This window comes from Providencia sp. PROV269, from assembly GCF_028477785.1.
GTDB classification, from domain to species: Bacteria; Pseudomonadota; Gammaproteobacteria; order Enterobacterales; family Enterobacteriaceae; genus Providencia; species Providencia rettgeri.
Window position 1 is genome coordinate 283,307 of sequence record NZ_JAMPLV010000004.1, and the last position, 20,678, is coordinate 303,984.

Here is a 20,678-nt window from a genome sequence, read left to right on the forward strand (position 1 = left end):
AAATAATACGGATAAGATAAATACTACTATTTTCTTTTCGTATTTATATTTTTTTATGGCCATAGCGATATGACCTGACTTATCAATATTAGTTAGGTCTCCTTGAATAGCGATTTGGCTAGCCATATTTATACCATAAATTATGACTTGATTTTATTCATCGCCATCAGCAATAAAAAATACCCACCACCTAAAATAGCGACAAATATTCCAGCAGCTATCTGTGTTGGATAAATAATAATTTGTCCTAGCCAATCTGCCCAAACCATTAATATACTGCCGATCAACCCACTAATAATAAGTTGTTGTTTCGCCTTTTTAGCGCCAACTAAAAAAGCCATATGGGGTGCAACTAAACCAAGAAATGCAATAGGGCCAACAGTAGAAGTGACAAAAGCACACAATAATGCAACTAAGATTAATAGCAATATAGTCGCTAATTGTGAATTTAGTCCTCTTCCCTGTGCAAATGACCGACTAATTGATAATAAAACTAGCCAACGATTTAACGTGATCGCTAATATAGCTAACACAACAATACTGATTGAAAAAATAATGGCCTGTTGCCCTTCCACACGATAAGTTGACCCTGAAAGCCATAATAATATCCGATAGCTACTCAATGTACCTTGAGCTAAAAAGAACTGAACAAAAGCTTCTAACGTTGCCGTTAGGCAGATCCCTGTCAAAATTAAGCTTGCTGGTGCGTATTGATGTCGTTTACCTAGGTACAACAATAGCCCTAATACAATCAGGCTCCCGATTAAAGCAATACCCCAAAATGAGGTTTGAATAGCAGTGCCTAATAGTAAACTAAATAGAACAAGTGCCGCTGTAGCACCTGAAGAAACCCCTAAAATATCTGGGCTGGCCAACGGGTTATAAATAATTCTTTGTAATAAAACGCCTGCAATACTCAATGCTAAGCCAGAGAATATAGCCGCTAATAAACGAGGCCATTTAATATCCCATTGAAAACTTGATGGCAGTTGCCAATAATATTGTTCACCATTCGTTTGTAAGCAAAGTGAAAATACAACTCCACTTGCTAACAATAAAATAAGAATACATACCGTGGTTTTGGAAAGTATTATTTTTGTTGGTAATAACCCTATCGATAATTGATCTTGGGCTGTCATTGCTCGGCGGCTAAACCAGATCAATAAAGGAGCGCCAATAGCAGCAGTCATTACCCCCGTAGGAACCACAATATTAAGGTAGTTTGTTAGTGCGATAGCCCCGCTGTCTGCAAGAAGCAATAAAATCGCGCCTACAACTGCACTGTTTAATAGCTCTTGCCTTGCACTCATATTCGCCATTCGCCGTACTATATTTGGGGCTAATAAACCAATAAAACTAATAACCCCTACAGTTGAAATAGTCGCCGCCACTAACCAAGATGCTAAAACAATAAAAAGTAAGAAAGTAGGTAAAACGGATAAGCCACGAGCTTTAGCCCCCTCATGACCTAATTTCAATAATGTCAAAATACGAGGTGCAAAACAGATAATAATAATGATAGGGAACAATAAAGGTAATAAACCAACCACTTTTTGCCAGCCATCTTGCGCTAGATTTCCTGCTCCCCACATAAAAATGTTTTGTGCAAATTGAGAATTTAATGTAATTAATGCAGTCGCTATAGCACCAAACAAAATATTGATGACCATTCCCGAAACAACCAACGGAATGCCTGTCATATTGCGAATACCTGCAATTAATATTACCAACCCAAATGCAAGTAATGCTCCCACCATCGCAGCTAGCGTTTGATATAACCCAATCTCATTACTAAACCAAATATTAACTACCACTAATGCTAACCAAGCACCGGATGATGAACCTAAGGTCAGTGGTGAAGTAAGATTATTTTGTGTTAATTGCTGCATCAAACTGCCCAATAAACCAAAAGTCGCGCCCACTAATAATGCCATAGCAAGGCGTGGTAATTGGCCATATAAATAAAAATAATCAGCAAACGTATCGGCTGAAGCAGGATGAATAATTAAAAATAATTGTTGACTGAGTATAACCCCAGGTTCGAGCTGAAGATTAATCAGCGCAAATACCATTAATACAAAAAATAGTATTGAGTACTGTTTAGTTGTCATTATGAGGAGCAACCTGTAATAAGCTTTCTGTTAATGCTTCCGCCATTAATTGCAAGGAGAATACACCACCATAATTCCAAACGGGACGAACACTATTTACCCGCCCTTGCTTAACAAAGGGCATCGACTGCCATAAAATAGAATCATTTAGTTTTTTTTCTTCTACAAATGGTTTGATATATAACACGTACCCGTCATTAATAAATTGTAATGAATTTATTCGTCTCTGTTCTATTCCCCAAGCACGTGCGGGAACTAAAATTGCGGGCTTTAATGCAAGCTGTTCAAGAACATAATTTAGCGTTGAGTTCTCAGTATAAAGAAAAATAGTGCTTAAACTTGAAAACCGGATAACAGCAATATCTGGTTTCGTGGAAAAAGCTCGTTCAAGCTGTGATCTTAATTCAGCAAAACGTTTATCCATTTTCATTAGATATTCATCAGCAAAAGAGGTCTTGTCAAATAAGCGAGCCAACGTTTTAAAATGCGCAATGGCTACAAGCCCTGAGTCATCTTGGCGTGCAAAATTTGATAAATAAACGACTGGCGCTATTTTTTCCAATAAAGGCAGTAAATCTTCTTGCGCGCTACTTGCAATAATAACATCAGGTTTCAATGCGGCAATTTGCTCTAAATTAGGTTCAGCCCGGGTTCCTACCTCTTTGACTGAAGAAGGAACAACAGGGTCAACAACCCATTGCTGGTAACTCTCTAATTCCGTGGCGCCAACAGGTGTGACTTCAAGGGTTAATAGCTGCTCCAGTAAATCCCAATCTAAAACCACAACACGCTGAGGCGGCGAATTGAACTCGATAATGCCACGACTGTCCGTAACAGAATAAGCCCGTGTATAAAATGAGCATAATAATGTACTTGTTAATAAAATAAGGCCAAGCAAATTGACTTTTAAGCGCATACGATAGCAACCCTATGATGTTCTGACTCTGGAAAATTAGGGTGTGGTATTAACTTAATCGGGGTATCGTAAAGTGACGATAGCCTTGCTTCATCATGAAGAAGAACACTTTTTCCCTCAAATTCTATTTTCCCTTTTTTTAATGCCACGATGTGTGTTGCATACCGTAAAGAAAGGTTGAGGTCATGAAGGATCACAATCACACCAATCCCATGAACTTTATTAAGCTCACTCAATAAATTCATTAACTGGTATTGATGGTGAATATCTAATGCAGAAGTCGGTTCATCCAGTATTAAAACTGGTGATTGTTGAGCAAGTAACATGGCAACCCATGCGCGCTGGCGCTCTCCACCAGACAAGTTGTCTGCTAAGTTCGCGGAAAACCCCTCAACCCCAGCTTTCTCCATCGCTTGTTGGATAATAATTTCATCGTCAGCTTGCCAGCGACCAAGTGCACCTCGCCACGGAAAACGCCCTAACCGCACAAGTTCTTTCACAGACAGCCCCGCTGAGGCTGGCAGTTTTTGTGGTAAATATGCGATTTTTTGCGCTAATTCTTTCGTTTTATATTGAGAAAGACTCGTGCCATTTAAATCAATTTGCCCGCTATCCGGTGCCATCTGCCCAGAAAGGAGATTAACCAGTGTAGATTTTCCTGAACCATTATGACCAAGAACCACTGTGAGTTCTGTTGTGGGTATATTTAACGAATCTATAGATAAAATAGAACGATGATCGCGAACGATATTAATATTTGCTAATCGAAACATAGAAAGGACTCAAGGCATGCCAACATTATTAGCATGCCTTTTTTAAAATTACCAAGTGTACTTTGTTTGTAACACAAATGAGCGCGATTGGCCGTAATAGCACCAGGTATCACAGGATGAAACATACTCTTTATTGAGGATGTTATTCATATTGAACTGGAACTGCCAATTGTTCGATAATTGATATATCGCGGCCATATCCCAGAGCGTCGCACTAGGAACAGAAAGGTTGCTGCTTGCTGGGTTATCCTTTGATTGACCATAATAGCGAATACCAGTTCCGAGTTTTAACGACTGGTTACTCACGATTGGAATTTCGTAGTCAGTCCAGACAGTCGCCATATGTTTTGGGATCATACCAGCCTGTTTACGTCCCTTACCACCTGTTTGATCTGTTTTCGCATTGGTATAAGTGTATGTCGCTTTAATATCCCAATTATCAGTAACACTTGCAAATAGTTCTGTTTCTATACCTTGTGAAGTGACTTTACCTGTTTGTGTTGCAACAGGGTGTTCAGGAGTTGTGACTAACGCATTTTTTTGTTCGATATCGAACCAAGCAATATTCCAATAACCATCCATAAAATAAGGTGTATATTTGATACCTGCTTCAAATTGCTCACCTTTAAGTGGTTTATACAGTTTTTGGGTTGTTGGGTCGATTGTCGATTGAACTTCAAAAGATTGAGAGTAATTTAAATAAGGTGAAATGCCATTGTCAGCAATATACATTAAACCCGCATTTAAACTCATCTGCCCATCATTTCTAGACTCATCTTCTGCTTTTTTATGTGCTTTATTTTCAGTTTTTACCCAATCATAACGTGCACCAACGACCCCAATCCATTTGCTATCAAGCTTTGTTTGGTATTGTGAATAAATACTAGCTTGTGTTTTATCAATAGTGCGATGAATGTTATTTGATGGGTCAAGTGGGGTATAGTGCCCATAAACTGGCTTCCACGGGTTAATTTTACCAAAAGCATAATTATCCTGTTCATCGCCTTTGGTTTGATGATATTGGAATTCAATACCCGCAAGTAAAGTATTTTCAAACCGCTCACTATCCCATTCACCGACGATATTGTTATCAAAACTAAAACTTTGGTTTTTACCATCGCGAAAAACAATACCTTGCCCCAATTCCTGCACGGTAGGGTCTGCATTAAAGAAAGCATAAACACTTCTGAGTGTTAGGTCGTTGTAACCATAATTTACACGCTGCGCAAAACGCCACTCATCATTAAATTGATGTTCTAATAAATAACCCACTGAGAACTGAGTCCGCTTGTATTTATCGTAATCAGGCTCACCTAAATTGGTTGATGGCTTAATTTTACCGTAATTAGAGTGAATTAATGTTCCCGCCGCTGGGAAAAAAGGATTCGTGGGCGTACCATCATCGTGCAGATACGTTCCCATTAACGTAAGTACAGTCTGATCAGACAAGTCAAATGCCGCACTTGGCGCCAGATAAATACGTTTATTATCCGCGCCTTTGAGTTCCCCATCCGATTTTTTCATCGTTCCCACTAAACGGTAGCGGGCACCTGCATCGGCTGATGCTGTAGAAAGATCAAAGCCTAGCGCTTGATGATCGTTATTACCCGCTTCTAAAAATATTTCATTTTTAGCATTAATAGATGGCTTTTTCGTTACTAAGTTAACAGCGCCTCCAGGAGTGGATTCGCCAAAGAGAACGGCTGATGACCCCTTCACGACTTCAATACTTTCCAACCCATAAGGCTCAAGCAACCAAGTATAGTAGCCATCTCGATATAACCGGCTATTATCTAAATAGGTTGCGGCATCAAAACCACGAACTTTGAACCAATCAGTATCATTATCAGCCCCGTAAGGCTGTGCAACAACCCCCGAAGTATAACGAAGTGCTTCATCAATTTTTTGCGGAGCATGTATAGTCAAATCTTGTTCCGTAATAATCGAAACAGATTTTGGCGTTTCTTGCAGCGCAGTATTCACTTTGAGTGCTTGTGCACTGACAACGAAAGAGTCTTGTTTGTCGCTATTTTGTTCATTTGCCATGGATTGGTTTTGAACAGCCAGCGCTAACAAGGTGAAAATGGCAACCTGATGTAAACGAAATAAACCTAAATTTTTCACAAAATAGTTCCAATGATAATAATAATAAGTCTCAGTATTATTCCTAAAAATAAGTCAAATTAAAATCAATTTGGCATATTTACTTATAACAAATAGTTATTAAAAAAATCAATTTAGACACAATTAACCATACATAAAGAAGGGAGATTATTCAGCGAGAATAACGAAAATGATTTCGATACTAATGTTAGGCCATTATTTAAGTTAATAAATGCAAAAAATAAGGCGGGAGTGTTCCTTCCCGCCTAGTGCTATCATTTACTTATCAGGTTGTTAGAAATATTGCACTACCAGAACAACGCATATAACACACACAAGATAACCATAATTGCGTAGGATGCGATATTGAAACCTGTCGACGTTTTAAAGGTCTCGGACGTTAAAATAATCGCCCCCTCACAGTCATCTTCTTTTGCCGTTGTCAGGCTAATTAAACCAATCACGACTGCAGTAAAGAAGAAGGTGTACATCATTTGGTCAAGGAATGGCATACCTAACGGCATCAGTTTTAAGAATAGCGCAAACGGAATTGAGAGCAGCACACCGATAATCGCACCTTTTGCATTGGTTTTCTTCCAAAATAAGCCTAGTAAGAATACCGCTAAAATACCAGGGCTAACTAACCCCGTATACTCTTGAATATATTGAAAAGCTTGCCCAATGTTACCTAATAATGGTGCGATAAAACATGCCACAATTAACGCAACAACTGCACTAATCCGGCCGACATTCACTAGCTTATGATCCGCGGTTGATGGAGCAATGTATTCTTTGTAGATATCCATGGTGAAAATAGTTGCCACTGAGTTCAACATGGAAGCTAAAGAAGAAACGATAGCTGCAGCTAATGCCGCAAATACGACCCCTTTAGCGCCGACAGGTAAGAATTGAGTTAACCATGGGTAGGCTTTGTCCGCTTGGGCCAGTGTTGGCATATGCTCTTGTGCCATTGTTCCTAATCCCGCCAGTAATGCAGGGTCAGAAACAATCACAAATGCAGCAATACCCGGTACAACAACAAGGATTGGGACAATCAGTTTGAGAAATGCCGCAAAAACCAAGCCTTTTTGCGCTTCATTAATTGATTTGGCCGCTAATGCACGTTGAATAATATATTGGTTGAAGCCCCAGTAATATAAATTGGCAACCCATAGTCCGCCAATTAATACGGCAATACCGGGTAAATTGCTAAATTGCGGGTTGTCTTGGCTTAAAATCATTTCAAAATGTGCAGGCGCTTCACTTGCCATACGGCTCATACCCGCGAATAAACCCGCATCACCACCAATATAGCTCACCGCCATTATTGTGGTTAAAAAACCGCCTAAAATTAAAAAGAAAACTTGTACGACATCCGTCCACGCAACCGCAGATAGCCCGCCATAAAGAGAGTAAATCACTGCAAATAATGCTAAACCAAAAATAGCATAATGCATTGGAATGCCTAGGATTGTCTGTAATGCTAACGACCCTAAATAGAGAACTGAAGTTAAATTAACAAAGATAAATAATGCTAACCAGAATACGGCTAAGATCGTTTTTAACGTTTTATTAAAGCGTTTTTCAACAAATTCTGGAATAGTAAAAATACCTTTATCAATAAATACGGGCATAAAGTATTTTGCGACAATAATCAGAGTTAGTGCTGCCATCCATTCATAGGATGCGATGGCCAAACCAATTGAAAAGCCAGAGCCGGACATACCAATAAACTGCTCTGCAGAGATATTTGCCGCAATCAGTGAAGAACCTATCGCCCACCAAGGTAATGTTTTTCCTGCCAGAAAATAGTCTTTTGTACCTTTTTTTTGTCCTTTTTTATCTCGAGAAACCCAAAGACCCACACTAATAATGATAAGCACATACAGAATGAATATTCCGTAATCTAATGTGCTTAACCCAACCCCTTCAGTTTGCATAATCAAATTCCTTCGCCAAATGATAACGAAGCCAGTGTAAACGTTACCACAAAATATCACCGTTAAATGAATCACATATTTTCACAATATCCTCAACAACGTTAACTTAGTGAGTTAAATAACAGATTTTAATGCAAGTTTTTAGAAAAGAACGAAGACGAATTACTCGAAAGTAATCTATTTTTTGATGATTCCGTGAAGCTCATCAAATATTAATGAGAACGTTTACACGAAATGCGGTAATTTTATGCCTATAAAATCACTAGGCGTGCAAAGGCCTAACTGAATTACGTTGAACCAGTGTCGGTGAGTAAATCAAACTTTCAACTGTCGTTTTTTCCCCTCTTGCTAAGGAAAGTGCTAACTGAGTGGCTTTTTCTGCCATCATTTGAATGGGATAACGAATCGTTGTTAAGCGTGGATGGATATAGCGGGCAATCAATACATCATCAAAACCAATAACCGAAACTTGTTCTGGCGAGTGAATTTCATTTTCATCTAATACCGCGATGGCCCCCGCAGCCATAAAATCGTTGTAGCCCACGACCGCAGTGATCTCAAGTGATTTTATCAGCAAGTTAGTCATCGCTTGCTCGCCACCTTCCCCATAAGGAGCACCATATTCAACATAGCTATCAGGCAGTTGAATACCATTATTTTTCAATGCGTCTCGATAGCCCTGCAAACGTTGTATCGCATCCTCAATTTGGTGATTTGAAGAGATGTACGCAATTTTAGTGTGTCCATGACGAATGAGGTGTTCCGTCGCTAAGTAGGCACCTTTGTAGTTATTTAATGAAATACAGCGGGTTGCAATCTCATCAATATGGCGGTTGATCAGTACCATACTCGGGACTTCGTTCGCATATTGGAGTAGTTCTGCATCATCAAGGGCTTTAGAGTGAATGACCAAAGCATCACAGCGGTTGTTAATCAACAGCTCAATAGATTGGCGCTCTTCCTTTGCATTATGATAACCGTTACAAATCAAGATATGTTTACCATTTTTATGAGCTACCGCATCAACAGCTTTAACCATAACACCGAAAAATGGGTCTGACACATCGTTAACGAGCACCCCAATTGTATTTGAGCTTTGGTTCACTAACGCGCGAGCCGCCGCATTTGGGCGGTACCCTAGCTTATTCATTGCCTTTTTTACTGATGCAATAGAAGCTTGGCTTGCCTTAGGTGATTGATTAATCACCCGTGAAACAGTTGCAACAGAAACACCCGCTTCTTTTGCCACATCTTTGATTGTCGCCATCGTGCACCTCTACAATTAGGATGGCTTATTAAACAATGAGCTAGAATTAAAAACAATGGCATAGCGCATATTAAAATTATTTAGCTAAGACTCATCTATGCATAATATAGAAAAATAAAACACCGCATTTCAGCGGTGTTAATCAACAGTAGGCCTAAAAAATAAATTGATAACACGTTTCACTACAATATATTTGATTAGGCTGTGAAATCGGGCTGTATCGCTCCCCCCATTCAGGGTGGTTAACTGCATCAGGTGGAAATTGCGTTTCAAATGCAACACCAGAAAAAGGCGTATACGATTTTGTTTTACCCGCAACTGAAATCAAATAATTCCCTGTATAAAGCTGCATGGTGGGCATCGTTGTAGAAATATTCATTTTTACGTCCCTCTCGGGAGCACACAGCGATGCCACCGTTTGCCGTCCATCAATACGAGCTGTATCGAGAATAAATGTGTGGTCATATCCCCCGGCAGAAACTTGGTCGTTATCTTGGAGAAAATCGCGGCCAATGAGCTTGCTTTGGCGAAAATCAAAATTACCACCAGTCACATTACGCCACTCCCCACTGGGGATCCCTGCTTTATCTGTCGGTAAATAACAATCACTGTAAATCGTAAGAGCGTGATCTAGAGCTGTTTTATCACTACCTTCACCTGCCAAATTAAAATAAGCATGATTGGTTAGGTTCACAGGGCAGCTCTTTGTAGTTTGGTGTTTATAGCGGATAATCACTTGGTTTTCATCCGTTAATTCATAACTCACCTCAACGTTCAATTCCCCAGGAAAACCTTGGTCACCATCTGGCGAAATAAGTGAAAAAATAACCTGTTGAGCACTAGGCTGTGAAACTGCCCAAACTCGATAGCTAAAATTATCTTTCCCACCATGTAAGCAATTCACCCCTTGGTTGGCTGATACTAAATAATTTTCACCATGAATAGAAAAGCGTGCATTCGTGATTCGGTTAGCCACGCGCCCCACTGTCGCCCCCAAATACACGTCTTGTTCCTTCTGTTTATCCATATTTGGCGAACCTAGGACAACGTCTCGTTTCCCACTCGCTAGTGGTAAAATACAACTTAACCAACTTGCCCCTAAACTTGTCAGGGTAATTTCCATATCATTTTTGTTGGTTAACACGACGACTTTGGGTGAACCTAATGTCTGATTTTTTTCTTGAGTAAACATCATGTTATTTCAACTTCTCAATGTGTTGATTTGCTTTTAACGCACCACACTCGCACCTGAGCTAGGTTGGCATACATAAATATCGGCTTGTAAACCTGTCGCTTTCTGGTATTGCGCTTCTACCGCGTCAATCACTGGTTGAACACATTGCTGCTGCATCACTGCAACCACACAGCCACCAAAGCCCCCTCCAGTCATACGTACCCCGCCTTGAACACCTAAAACGGACTTAACGATATCCACTAAAGTATCAATTTCTTTAACTGTGATTTCAAAATCATCACGCATGGAAATATGTGACTGCGCCATTAATTCGCTTAGTTGCAATAAATCATTTTGCGTTAATGCTTTTGCTGCCGCCAAAGTACGCTCGTTCTCACTGATCACATGTTTGGCTCGCTTAGCAACGACAGGAGATAATTGGTGTTGCTGCTGCAAAAAATCATCAAATGTGACATCGCGCAACGCTTTCACTCCAAACAAATTGGCGGCTTCTTCACATTGTTGGCGGCGTGTATTGTATTCACTCCCAACTAAGCCTCGTTGCTTATTTGAATTGATTATCATCACAACCAAATCATCAGGTATGGAAATAGGAAATAGCGCCAAGCTACGGCAATCAATAAGTAAAGCATGGCCTGCATCACCACAAGCTGAAATCAGTTGGTCCATAATACCGCAGTTACAACCAACAAATTGGTTTTCAGCTTGTTGGCCATTCAGCGCGATATCTTGTTGACTAATATCTAATTGATACAAGGCTTTAAGTGTTTGTCCAATCACAACTTCTAGTGAAGCTGAAGAGCTTAAGCCCGCTCCTTGCGGAACGTTTCCACTGACTGCAATATCGCAACCATTAAACGAAAACCCTCTTTGTAAGAGAAACTTCACTACGCCGCGTATATAGTTCGCCCACATTTTTTCAGGCAAAAATGTAATATCGCCATCCAAACTGAATTCATCACACTCATTATGGTAATCAGCCGCAACGACTCGAATGATGCGATCATCACGTTTTGCTGCTGCAGTCATCGTTTGGTAGTCAATCGCACAAGGCAAAACAAAACCATCATTATAGTCTGTATGTTCACCGATAAGATTCACTCGCCCTGGCGCTTGAACATATATTTCAGGTTGATAACCAAAGGTTTTTTCAAACGATGTGGCAACAGTTTGCTTTAACGTTTCCATTTTTTATTATCCTTAATACGTCATTTGCTTAACCCAGCACACAGCCAAGTTAATTACAATTTGATAAATTATTTAGCGGTTTAATTTTGTTTATAATGGCAGTCACTCACCTCACGTAAACGTTGCGCGGCTTGTTCTGGCGTGATGTCTCTCTGGGTTTCCGCTAACATTTCATACCCCACCATGAACTTTTTCACTGTCGCTGAACGCAGTAATGGTGGATAAAATAAAGCATGTAATTGCCAATGTTCGATACTTTGGCTTTCATTCATAAAAGGCGCAAAGTGCCATCCCATTGAATAAGGGAAAGAGCAATGAAATAGGTTATCGTAGCGACTTGTGAGTTTTTTTAGCGCTATAGCAAGGTCTGCGCGAATGACTTCATTCATTTCATCCATGCGGCGAATATGTTGTTTTGGTAGTAACAGCGTCTCAAATGGCCAAGCCGCCCAATAAGGGACAAGTGCAATCCACTCTTGAGTTTCAACAACAATCCGTGAGCCATCTTGTTGTTCTGCTTTAATATAATCAATTAATAAATTACGGTCATGACGTTGATAATATTGCGCGAGAAAGTGGTCCTTACGTGCAATTTCATTGGGTAAAAAATCACTAGCCCAAATTTGTCCATGAGGATGAGGTTGAGAGCACCCCATTATTTCCCCTTTATTTTCAAAAACTTGAACCCAAGTATAGTGTTCACTTAATTCGGCGATTTGTTGCTGCCATGTTTCGATAACGCCTTCAAGTTCAGGCACAGACAGCTCTGGCAGTGTTTTACTGTGATCAGGAGAGAAACAGATCACTCGGCTAACACCACTCACCGATTGTGATTGAAACAACTCAGATTGATTATCAGGTTGGGCACAGGGTTGTGCTAATAATGCACCATGGTCATTTTGGAATACATAAGTCCCTTGGTAGTTAGGATTGACCTCCCCTGAAACCCTTGTATTACCTGGGCAAAGAAAGCAGTGTGCATCATACTGAGGTAAATCTTCTATTGATGACTTTTCATCTTTACCGCTCCACGGGCGTTTTGCTCGATGGGGAGACACTAACACCCATTGGCCCGTTAATGGGTTATAGCGACGATGGGGGCAATCCGAAGGGTTAAATGGCATTGTATTCATCTTATCTGTCTCCTCAATTTCATCACCATTGGGGATATTTGATTGCTATCCGCAGCCATCCACAGCCCTATCATCAATCGTTGATCCTGTTGCATTTATCTTCTCCCTCAATACTGCTTAAGCATAACTTCACCTTCAAACCTGTCGTTACCACGAATTATAGCAACGAGTTTCAATAGGATTCTGTGATCCATCTCGATTAGTGTAAACGTTTACACAAAAATATAAAGCTGTCCATTTTGAGTAAAATAATAATATTTGGCTGCAAGTTAAGTAAAAAGCCGCCCCTTAGATGGACGGCGATGCAAGTAATCGAGTTTATTAACACAAATTCAGAGGTAGGTTTGCAAGCAATCAAGCCGACTATTGTAGACTTGGTTTAGTATAACGCTATAGAAGAATCAACCTTCCACGCTGACCTCTTTCTTCGTCATTACCATTACAATAATTAGCAGTAAAATTAAGAAAATGGATAGGCCTAATAGTAAGGAATAGAAACCATTCCATTGGTATTTTTCAATAACGATTGATAATGAATATCCTGCGATTGATGCCCCAATATAAGCGAATAGACTGACAAACCCTGTTAAAGCCCCAGCGGCATTTTTATGTGAAATAAAAATCAGCATAACTAATAAAAATGAACGACTCAGTGTTATATCAGCTGTTTAGATGAAATAACATGAACCCCTTTAGAGGGAGCCACAGCGGCCTCAAATAATGCTTTCGCAATATTTGTTGCGGGGCTAACTTGGCAACTAGCTGGCAGTATAGGTGATAGAAAAGAAATAATACGGATCACAACGACTTCACCCAAACGCGCTGTTTGGCGGTCACCACTAATCACATTCGGCCGAACCAAAGTTAAAGAATCAAAACCCAGTGACATTAAATCTTGTTCGAGCTGCCCTTTTACTCGGCTATAAAAAAAAGGTGACTTCGCATTTGCCCCCAAAGCAGAAGTCAACACAAATGTCGGGCAGTGCCATTTTTTGGCCAGCTCTGCACAAGTTAAAGGATAAGTGTAGTCTACTTGACGAAATGCCGCTTTCGACCCTGCTGCTTTGAGAGTTGAACCCAGTGCACAAATCACCGCATCGACTTCCCATAATGCAGCCTCATCAGGCAGATGATTAAAATCTACAATAGGTGCTTGTAATTTCTCATGTTCTGCTAATGCATGTCGTGTTGGTGCTATCACCTGAGTCACACGAGAGTCTGCAAGAGCCAAGGATAAAACATGACTTCCCACAAGCCCTGTCGCGCCTAACAGTAATATTTTCATTTTATTCACCCATGCAATGAATGGAGAAATTCAATTATAGCCTTGTCAGTGGGCTTCCACTAGATTCATGCTGTTTTTTCGTACTAACTTAGTTGTTTGTGGCTCTTTTGTTGTTTGATTGTGAAAATTGCTTGATATTAGCAATCATTCTAAAGATAATCATTATCAATATCATTTCGATTATCAACAAACTTAGTATGGTAAATAATATGACAGCCCCAGTTGCAGAAAATACCGTCGAAACGGCAAAACAAACCGTTAAAACTGACGTGATAGAAAGCCAACAATTATTGGGCCCTGCCGGTAAGGTCTCAATTCAACATAATGGCGAACTTTATCAATTGAGACAAACGCGTACAGGTAAGTTGATCTTAACTAAGTAAAACCGTACCCAAAGTAAGTCGCATCAAAACTTAATTCGCAAGCCACCTAGGTCAATTATCCAGGCAGCCAGCTTAATCTAAACATAGGAAAAGGTTTCTTATGGAGTTTAAACTGACGTCTGTATTCCACATTTGTACCGCTAAATATCGAATTAGCAAGGATAGCCACTCGATACTTTACTATCGCACAGCGGTCGCTTTCATGTGCAAAACCCTAAATAGTCCTGCTGAACACAAACCAGTAGTCTGCTATTACCTCAGCTTTATACTTTCATTATGTGTTTACTCCTCTTGCTATGTTCAGACACTGCTTACATCCAATTTTTCCTGTGTCATACCGAATTCAGGTCCTCCAGACCAACGCATCATCATCAACTAATACGAATTCATTCTGCTTAATACAGATAAAAACTATATGGAGTATCACAATTATGTCCCCTGTTTTGCGAATGTCAGTCCTGACCAGCGCCATTTTAGGCGTAATAGCAAGTGCTCAAGCACAAACAACAGAGCCAACACCAAAAAAAAATCATCATGATGTGATGACCGTCTATGCCACAGGGAGCGAGCGTGACAGCTTCGAAACCCCGATGATGGTTACCGTGATTAAAAACGATTCACCTGAAACAAAAACGGCCAGCACGGTCAATGATATTTTACGCAAAGTACCAGGGATTGGCGTCACCGGCACCAGCCGAGTGAATGGGCAAGATATTTATATGCGCGGGTTTGATCGACGCGGCATTTTGACTTTAGTTGATGGTATTCGCCAAGGGACAGATACAGGCCATGTCAATGGCACGTTTATCGACCCTGCCTTGATTAAGCAAGTTGAAATCATCCGTGGCCCTTCAGCCTTGCTTTATGGCAGTGGTGCTATGGGCGGTGTGATTGCTTGGGAAACAGTTGATGCCAAAGATTTGTTGCGTGAAGGCCAAGACCACGGTTTCCGTGTCTTTACCGAAGCCGCTACAGGCGATCATAGCTTCGGTTTCGGTGGTACCACATTTGGCCGTAGTGATAACCTTGATGGGCTATTCAGTTTTGTGACTAAAGAAACCGGTAATGTCCGCATGAGTAATGGCGATGACATGAAAAACAAAGAAACCATCGGTAACCTGCTCGCGAAAGGTACATGGCAAATTGATGATGCACAAAAGCTTTCTGGCCAAGTGCGTTATTATAATAACGATGCCAATGAGCCGAAAAATCCGCAAGAAATTAATGCGGGGAGTGACAATCTAAAAGTTAACCGCACCACCCGCCAACGTGATGCGCAGATGACTTATCAAATCAAACCGGGCTCACAGGAATGGTTAAATTTTAAAGTCACGCCTTATTACTCCGATGTTAATATCACAGCAAAAGGCCAAGGAACCCCCTATGAAGGCCGTACACAAAAAACTTATGGCATAAAAGCAGATAACCGCTCTAACTTTTATAACTTGCCATTAGCGTCACATAACCTGACTTACGGCAGTGAAGCTTATAAGCAAAAACAAACCCCTTATGCAAATACCACCCAATTCCCCGATGCGGACATCACCTTTGCATCTGGATTTTTACAAGATGAAATTAGCCTAAAAGATTTGCCTGTTTCCTTTATTGTCGGTACGCGCTATGACCACTATAAAGCCACATCCGATGGCAATGAAGATGTGAAAAAAGGCAAATGGTCATCTAAAGGGGCCGTTAGCATCACACCAACAGAGTGGTCGATGCTATTTGCGTCATATTCAGAAGCCTTCCGAGCCCCTTCTATGATGGAAATGTATAACGACGAGGTCCACTTCCAAATGGGGCCAATCGTTAATCGATGGAAACCAAACCCTAATCTGAAACCTGAATCAACCCGTACGGCAGAATATGGTTTTGGTCTGCGTTTCGATGACTTATTGATGGAAAGGGATAACCTGCAATTTAAAGCCAGCTATTTTGATACCAAAGCGAAAGATTACATCAACACATATGTGAATGTTGATAGATATGTTCTGCAAAATAACTACACCACATCAATCAATACTAAACGTGCAAAAATTTGGGGATGGGATGCCTCGATGGATTATAAAACCGACTATTTCAATTGGAGTTTGGCTTATAACCATACTGAAGGAAAAGATGAATCTAATGGAAAATCAATAACATCAATTAAACCTGATTCTGTCACCAGTAATTTGGCTGTGCCTATCGCAGACAGCGGTTTTTCAGTGGGCTGGTTAGGCGAGTTTACGCGCCATACCGACTTCAATAAAGCCTCTAAAGCTGAACAACAAGCCGGCTATGCCGTGCATGACTTCTACGTCAGCTACCAAGGTGAAGGACAACTCAAAGGGTTAGAAACCAGTGTCGTGTTAGGCAATGCTTTTGATAAAGAATACTACTCATCACAAGGCATTCCTCAAGATGGACGTAATGCCAAGCTGCTTGTCAGCTTCCAATGGTAATTCACACAATATTAAGGAGATAAACGTGAATTCAGCACTTTACGAGCGTTACCAACAAGCAAAAACAGAGAACAAAGCCAAATACGCTCGCGATCTCGCCGCCTATTTAAATGTATCTGAAGCTCAGCTCCTGCATAGTCGTGTTGGTCACGACAAAGCTGTTCGTTTAAACGTCGATGCCCCCACTTTGTTGACAGAATTAGCCACTGTTGGAAAAGTGAAAGCGATTACACGCAACGAATATGTGGTTCATGAGCAAGTTGGTCGCTATGACAATGCGACATTTAGCCCACATGGCGGCTTAATTTTAAACCCTCGAGCCCTTGATTTACGAATGTTTTTCAGCCATTGGGACGCTATCTTTGCTTTGACAGAAGATAGCAAACACGGTGAGCGCCATAGTATCCAATTCTTTGATAAACAAGGTGATGCGCTACATAAAGTTTACACCACCGATGAAACGGATATGGCGGCATGGCAAGCACTGATTGAAAAATATGCTACCCAAGATAACCCGGAACTCATCCATGAAGCAGCAGCGCCATTTACCAGCCAGCCCGTTAGTGAAGAGCTAAAACAACAGCTAGAACAAGAATGGCGCAACATGACAGATGTTCACCAATTTTTTGTTCTCCTGAAGAAAAATAACCTCAGCCGCCAGCAAGTTTTCGCCGCAGTCAGTGATGATTTGGCTTGGAAAGTGCCTAATGATTCCTTCAATCAGCTGATTAACACTGCATTCAAAGATCAAAACGAAATTATGATTTTTGTGGGCAACCGCGGATGTGTGCAAATTTTCACTGGTGAAATCAAAAAAATCATGCCATACCAAAGTGAAGGTTCAGACTTAAAGTGGCTAAATATTTTCAATCCTGATTTCACCTTGCACATGATTGAAAATGGTATCGCCGAATGCTGGGTTACACGTAAGCCAACGCAAGATGGCCATGTGACAAGCCTTGAAGTCTTCGATAACCAAGGAAATCAAATCGCACAAATGTATGGGCAGCGTACGGAAGGGACTCCAGAGCAAGAGCAATGGCGCCAACAAGTCACCGCATTACCCCGCATTTAAACCTAGGTAACTTATTATGAAACAATGGCTTCTAATCTTATCAACGCTGTTTATCTCTGTTAGTTCTTATGCAGCAGAACGTATCGTCACCTTAGGTGGTGATGTGACTGAAATTGTGTATGCACTCGGAGCACAAGAACAGCTCGTTGCCCGTGACAGCACCAGTCTTCATCCAGAGCAAGCGACCAAGCTCCCTGACGTGGGCTATATGCGTATGCTTAATGCGGAAGGCGTGTTGTCAATGCGTCCGACTTTAGTACTTGCGAGTGAGTTAGCTAAACCCTCAATGGCTCTCTCGCAAATCGAAAAAAGTGGCGTAAAAATTATTAAGGTAACAGGGAAACCCAGTTTAGAAGCCATTCCAGAAAAAATTACCACTATCGCTAATGTGGTCGGTAAAACAGAGCAAGGAAAACAATTGGTTAATCAATTTAACCAACAACTTAGCCAAGTAAATACGGCACCTATAGATAAAAAAGTCCTGTTCATTATGAGCCATGGCGGCGTTCTACCATTGGCAGCAGGAAAGCACACTGCAGCAGATAGCGTGATTAACGCAGTCGGTGCAAAAAATGCCATGAGCAGCTTCGATAGTTACCGTCCTTTATCCCAAGAGGGTTTGCTATCAAGCCAGCCTGATTTAATCATTTTTACTCAGGAAGGGGTTAAATCATTAGGCGGAATAGAAAAAGTGTGGAACTTACAAGGAATGTCAATGACCCCCGCAGGAAAAAATAAAGCGCTTTTGGTTGTTGATGATGTCGGTATGCTCACCTTCAGTTTAGGTACGCCTAAAGTCATGCAACAACTACGTGAGGCATTAGAAAAATCCCAATGAGTCGCTTTAAAAACCCATTTTTGGTGATTATCATTTTATTGTTAGCACTTGGTGGTTTAGTTCTCATCGCGTCGAATGCAGGCGCCATGAACTTTTCATTAAAAGCACTGTGGCAGGCTTCTGCCACAGACTCGGATTGGCAGATATGGCTGAATATTCGCCTTCCTCGTGTGTTAATTGCCATCTTAGTTGGTCTTGCCTTGGCGGTGTCTGGTGCCATTATGCAAGGGTTATTTCGTAATCCACTTGCCGACCCTAGCTTACTCGGTATCAGTAGTGGTGCGGCTTTATCCGTTGCCGCATTTATCGTTTTCTCTGTTTCATTACCGACTGTGATACAAGGTTATGGCCATGTTGCTGCCGCTTTTATTGGTAGCCTAACCGTTTCTTTTATTATTTTTAGCTTAAATCGTTCATCAAATGGCAACCTCGCAAAATTACTTCTCGCGGGCATCGCAATCAATGCACTGTGCATGTCATTCATCGGTGTTCTTAGTTATATCAGTAATGATCAACAGCTAAGGACATTTAGTTTATGGATGATGGGCACACTCGGTAATGTTGACTGGACATCACTGACCATTGCCGCTTCAGTTATTCTTCCTATTTGTGTTATCTGCCTAATGCAGGGAAATAAGCTCAACATTCTGCAATTAGGGGATGAAGATGCACATTACCTTGGGCTTAATGTTGAACGCACCAAATTTATTTTATTATTCCTCAGCGCCATGTTAGTCGGTTGTGCTGTTGCAATGAGTGGGGTTATTGGTTTTGTGGGTCTCGTTGTTCCGCACCTTATTCGTATGACACTCGGCCCTGACCATCGCTGGCTCATTCCTGGTTCAGCTATCGTAGGTGCAGGATTATTATTGATTGCTGATACGGTAGCGAGAACTGCGGTTGCGCCTGCTGAAATTCCTGTTGGCTTGCTGACAGGCTTGATTGGTGGCCCCTACTTCTTATGGCTCATTTTGCGACAGCCTGCAGGGAGAATCTAAATATGCAAACCAAACCGTTCTTATTAGAAGCACAAAATTTATCTTATAAAATCAGTGAAAAGACACTGATAGATAATGTGAGTTTATCTATTGAGCAAGGGGAATTTGTCGCGATCATTGGGCCAAATGGCGCAGGGAAATCCAGCCTATTAAAATTACTAACAGGTTATAACACCCCAACCCATGGCACGTGTTTTATTGAAGGCCGAGCGATGAGTGACTGGGATCATAACGAATTAGCGCAAAAACGTGCCGTCATGAAGCAACATAGCCACTTACAATTTGCTTTTACTGTTGAAGATGTTGTTGCTATGGGAAGAACCCCCTACGGTTCTGAATATAAAAATACCGCTATTGATGAGGCGTTAACACAAACCAGTTGCCAATCACTACGGCAGCGGGATTACCGCCAACTTTCAGGGGGGGAGCAACAACGCGTTCAATTAGCACGAGTATTAGCACAATTATGGCAACCGACAGCTCAACCCGCTTGCTTATTTCTTGATGAACCCACTTCAGCACTTGATTTATATCACCAACAGCATAGCTTACGGTTACTGCATCAACTGACGCGTCAACGACCATTAGGTGTTTGCTGTGTATTGCATGACCTTAACTTAACCGCTCTGTATGCAGATAAAGTGTTATTAATTCATGATGGAAAGCTTGTTGCTCAAGGTTCCCCTATTGAAGTTTTAACAACTGAAAATTTAACTCAATGGTATCAAGCTGACCTAGGTGTTACTCAACACCCAGAAAATAACACGCCTCATGTTTATTTGCGCCATTAACTAATATCTAAAAAGTACTTTATTCAACTCACTTTAAGGGTAAAGTACTTTAATATTCTTATCTTAATAAAGAATTATTAAACCATACCGATTTTAATATGTTATCAATAACTTTTAATGGTGTTAGTTTTTACATCAATAGTATTTACTCTCTTGATGCACTTCAGTTAATAAAATAGTTATTAGCCCAAAAAAGTGTAAAATCTATATAATCCGTTAATAAACCCGTAAATTTCAA

The 20,678-nt window shown here is 40.8% G+C and carries 17 protein-coding genes; 6 read left to right on the top strand and 11 right to left on the bottom strand.

The window, feature by feature from the left end; translation table 11 throughout:
- Positions 1–140 precede the first annotated feature (140 nt).
- The 11 genes from fhuB to PR683_RS07830 form a co-directional block, all read right to left on the bottom strand.
- Positions 141–2,111: a Fe(3+)-hydroxamate ABC transporter permease FhuB gene (gene fhuB / locus PR683_RS07780; RefSeq protein ID WP_110732087.1), complete on the bottom strand. Its 1,971-nt coding sequence runs from the start codon at positions 2,109–2,111 to the stop codon at positions 141–143.
- Positions 2,101–3,027 (bottom strand): ABC transporter substrate-binding protein, encoded by a 927-nt coding sequence (locus PR683_RS07785; RefSeq protein ID WP_117162494.1) that lies wholly within the window; start codon positions 3,025–3,027, stop codon positions 2,101–2,103. Before PR683_RS07785 ends, fhuB begins: the two co-directional genes overlap by 11 nt.
- Positions 3,018–3,800, bottom strand: coding sequence for an ABC transporter ATP-binding protein (locus PR683_RS07790; protein WP_109913142.1), 783 nt, complete (start codon positions 3,798–3,800; stop codon positions 3,018–3,020). The genes PR683_RS07785 and PR683_RS07790 overlap by 10 nt, the downstream gene beginning before the upstream one ends.
- Positions 3,801–3,848: 48 nt before the next feature.
- Positions 3,849–5,924, bottom strand: a complete 2,076-nt coding sequence (locus PR683_RS07795; RefSeq protein ID WP_123381778.1) for a TonB-dependent siderophore receptor — start codon at positions 5,922–5,924, stop codon at positions 3,849–3,851.
- Between the two features lie 287 nt (positions 5,925–6,211).
- Positions 6,212–7,843, bottom strand: coding sequence for a sodium/sugar symporter (locus PR683_RS07800; protein ID WP_036958441.1), 1,632 nt, complete (start codon positions 7,841–7,843; stop codon positions 6,212–6,214).
- 262 nt (positions 7,844–8,105) lie between these two features.
- Entirely contained in the window at positions 8,106–9,110 is a 1,005-nt protein-coding gene (locus tag PR683_RS07805; protein WP_004912929.1) for a substrate-binding domain-containing protein, read from the bottom strand.
- Between the two features lie 154 nt (positions 9,111–9,264).
- Positions 9,265–10,305, bottom strand: coding sequence for a galactose-1-epimerase (galM, locus tag PR683_RS07810; RefSeq protein WP_109913139.1), 1,041 nt, complete (start codon positions 10,303–10,305; stop codon positions 9,265–9,267).
- A 33-nt stretch (positions 10,306–10,338) separates the two neighbouring features.
- Positions 10,339–11,493: a galactokinase gene (gene galK / locus PR683_RS07815; RefSeq protein WP_117162495.1), complete on the bottom strand. Its 1,155-nt coding sequence runs from the start codon at positions 11,491–11,493 to the stop codon at positions 10,339–10,341.
- An 80-nt stretch (positions 11,494–11,573) separates the two neighbouring features.
- Positions 11,574–12,626: a UDP-glucose--hexose-1-phosphate uridylyltransferase gene (locus PR683_RS07820; protein WP_004912933.1), complete on the bottom strand. Its 1,053-nt coding sequence runs from the start codon at positions 12,624–12,626 to the stop codon at positions 11,574–11,576.
- 401 nt (positions 12,627–13,027) lie between these two features.
- Positions 13,028–13,255, bottom strand: a complete 228-nt coding sequence (locus PR683_RS07825; protein ID WP_004912936.1) for a hypothetical protein — start codon at positions 13,253–13,255, stop codon at positions 13,028–13,030.
- A gap of 26 nt (positions 13,256–13,281) precedes the next feature.
- On the bottom strand, positions 13,282–13,911 hold the full coding sequence (locus PR683_RS07830) for an NAD(P)H-binding protein (RefSeq protein WP_209101964.1): 630 nt from the start codon (positions 13,909–13,911) through the stop codon (positions 13,282–13,284).
- A gap of 209 nt (positions 13,912–14,120) precedes the next feature.
- Between PR683_RS07830 and hemP the strand changes: the two genes are divergently transcribed.
- From hemP to PR683_RS07860, 6 genes are all read left to right on the top strand, one after another.
- A complete protein-coding gene (gene hemP / locus PR683_RS07835; RefSeq protein WP_004912942.1) occupies positions 14,121–14,294 on the top strand; it encodes a hemin uptake protein HemP in 174 nt (57 codons plus the stop codon).
- 431 nt (positions 14,295–14,725) lie between these two features.
- Entirely contained in the window at positions 14,726–16,738 is a 2,013-nt protein-coding gene (locus PR683_RS07840; RefSeq protein WP_109913137.1) for a TonB-dependent hemoglobin/transferrin/lactoferrin family receptor, read from the top strand.
- A gap of 25 nt (positions 16,739–16,763) precedes the next feature.
- Positions 16,764–17,813, top strand: coding sequence for a hemin-degrading factor (locus PR683_RS07845; RefSeq protein ID WP_004912947.1), 1,050 nt, complete (start codon positions 16,764–16,766; stop codon positions 17,811–17,813).
- 16 nt (positions 17,814–17,829) lie between these two features.
- Positions 17,830–18,651, top strand: a complete 822-nt coding sequence (locus tag PR683_RS07850) for a heme/hemin ABC transporter substrate-binding protein (protein WP_004912949.1) — start codon at positions 17,830–17,832, stop codon at positions 18,649–18,651.
- Positions 18,648–19,649 (top strand): FecCD family ABC transporter permease, encoded by a 1,002-nt coding sequence (locus PR683_RS07855; RefSeq protein ID WP_004912953.1) that lies wholly within the window; start codon positions 18,648–18,650, stop codon positions 19,647–19,649. Before PR683_RS07850 ends, PR683_RS07855 begins: the two co-directional genes overlap by 4 nt.
- Before the next feature lie 2 nt (positions 19,650–19,651).
- On the top strand, positions 19,652–20,440 hold the full coding sequence (locus PR683_RS07860) for a heme ABC transporter ATP-binding protein (RefSeq protein WP_004912955.1): 789 nt from the start codon (positions 19,652–19,654) through the stop codon (positions 20,438–20,440).
- Positions 20,441–20,678 lie beyond the last annotated feature (238 nt).

Coding starts and splice junctions, on each gene's coding strand:
- fhuB (WP_110732087.1), bottom strand. CDS start 2,111: ATGACAACTAAACAGTACTCAATACTATTTTTTGTATTAATGGTATTT.
- PR683_RS07785 (WP_117162494.1), bottom strand. CDS start 3,027: ATGCGCTTAAAAGTCAATTTGCTTGGCCTTATTTTATTAACAAGTACA.
- PR683_RS07790 (WP_109913142.1), bottom strand. CDS start 3,800: ATGTTTCGATTAGCAAATATTAATATCGTTCGCGATCATCGTTCTATT.
- PR683_RS07800 (WP_036958441.1), bottom strand. CDS start 7,843: ATGCAAACTGAAGGGGTTGGGTTAAGCACATTAGATTACGGAATATTC.
- PR683_RS07805 (WP_004912929.1), bottom strand. CDS start 9,110: ATGGCGACAATCAAAGATGTGGCAAAAGAAGCGGGTGTTTCTGTTGCA.
- galM (WP_109913139.1), bottom strand. CDS start 10,305: ATGATGTTTACTCAAGAAAAAAATCAGACATTAGGTTCACCCAAAGTC.
- galK (WP_117162495.1), bottom strand. CDS start 11,493: ATGGAAACGTTAAAGCAAACTGTTGCCACATCGTTTGAAAAAACCTTT.
- PR683_RS07820 (WP_004912933.1), bottom strand. CDS start 12,626: ATGAATACAATGCCATTTAACCCTTCGGATTGCCCCCATCGTCGCTAT.
- PR683_RS07825 (WP_004912936.1), bottom strand. CDS start 13,255: ATGCTGATTTTTATTTCACATAAAAATGCCGCTGGGGCTTTAACAGGG.
- PR683_RS07830 (WP_209101964.1), bottom strand. CDS start 13,911: ATGAAAATATTACTGTTAGGCGCGACAGGGCTTGTGGGAAGTCATGTT.
- hemP (WP_004912942.1), top strand. CDS start 14,121: ATGACAGCCCCAGTTGCAGAAAATACCGTCGAAACGGCAAAACAAACC.
- PR683_RS07840 (WP_109913137.1), top strand. CDS start 14,726: ATGTCCCCTGTTTTGCGAATGTCAGTCCTGACCAGCGCCATTTTAGGC.
- PR683_RS07850 (WP_004912949.1), top strand. CDS start 17,830: ATGAAACAATGGCTTCTAATCTTATCAACGCTGTTTATCTCTGTTAGT.
- PR683_RS07855 (WP_004912953.1), top strand. CDS start 18,648: ATGAGTCGCTTTAAAAACCCATTTTTGGTGATTATCATTTTATTGTTA.
- PR683_RS07860 (WP_004912955.1), top strand. CDS start 19,652: ATGCAAACCAAACCGTTCTTATTAGAAGCACAAAATTTATCTTATAAA.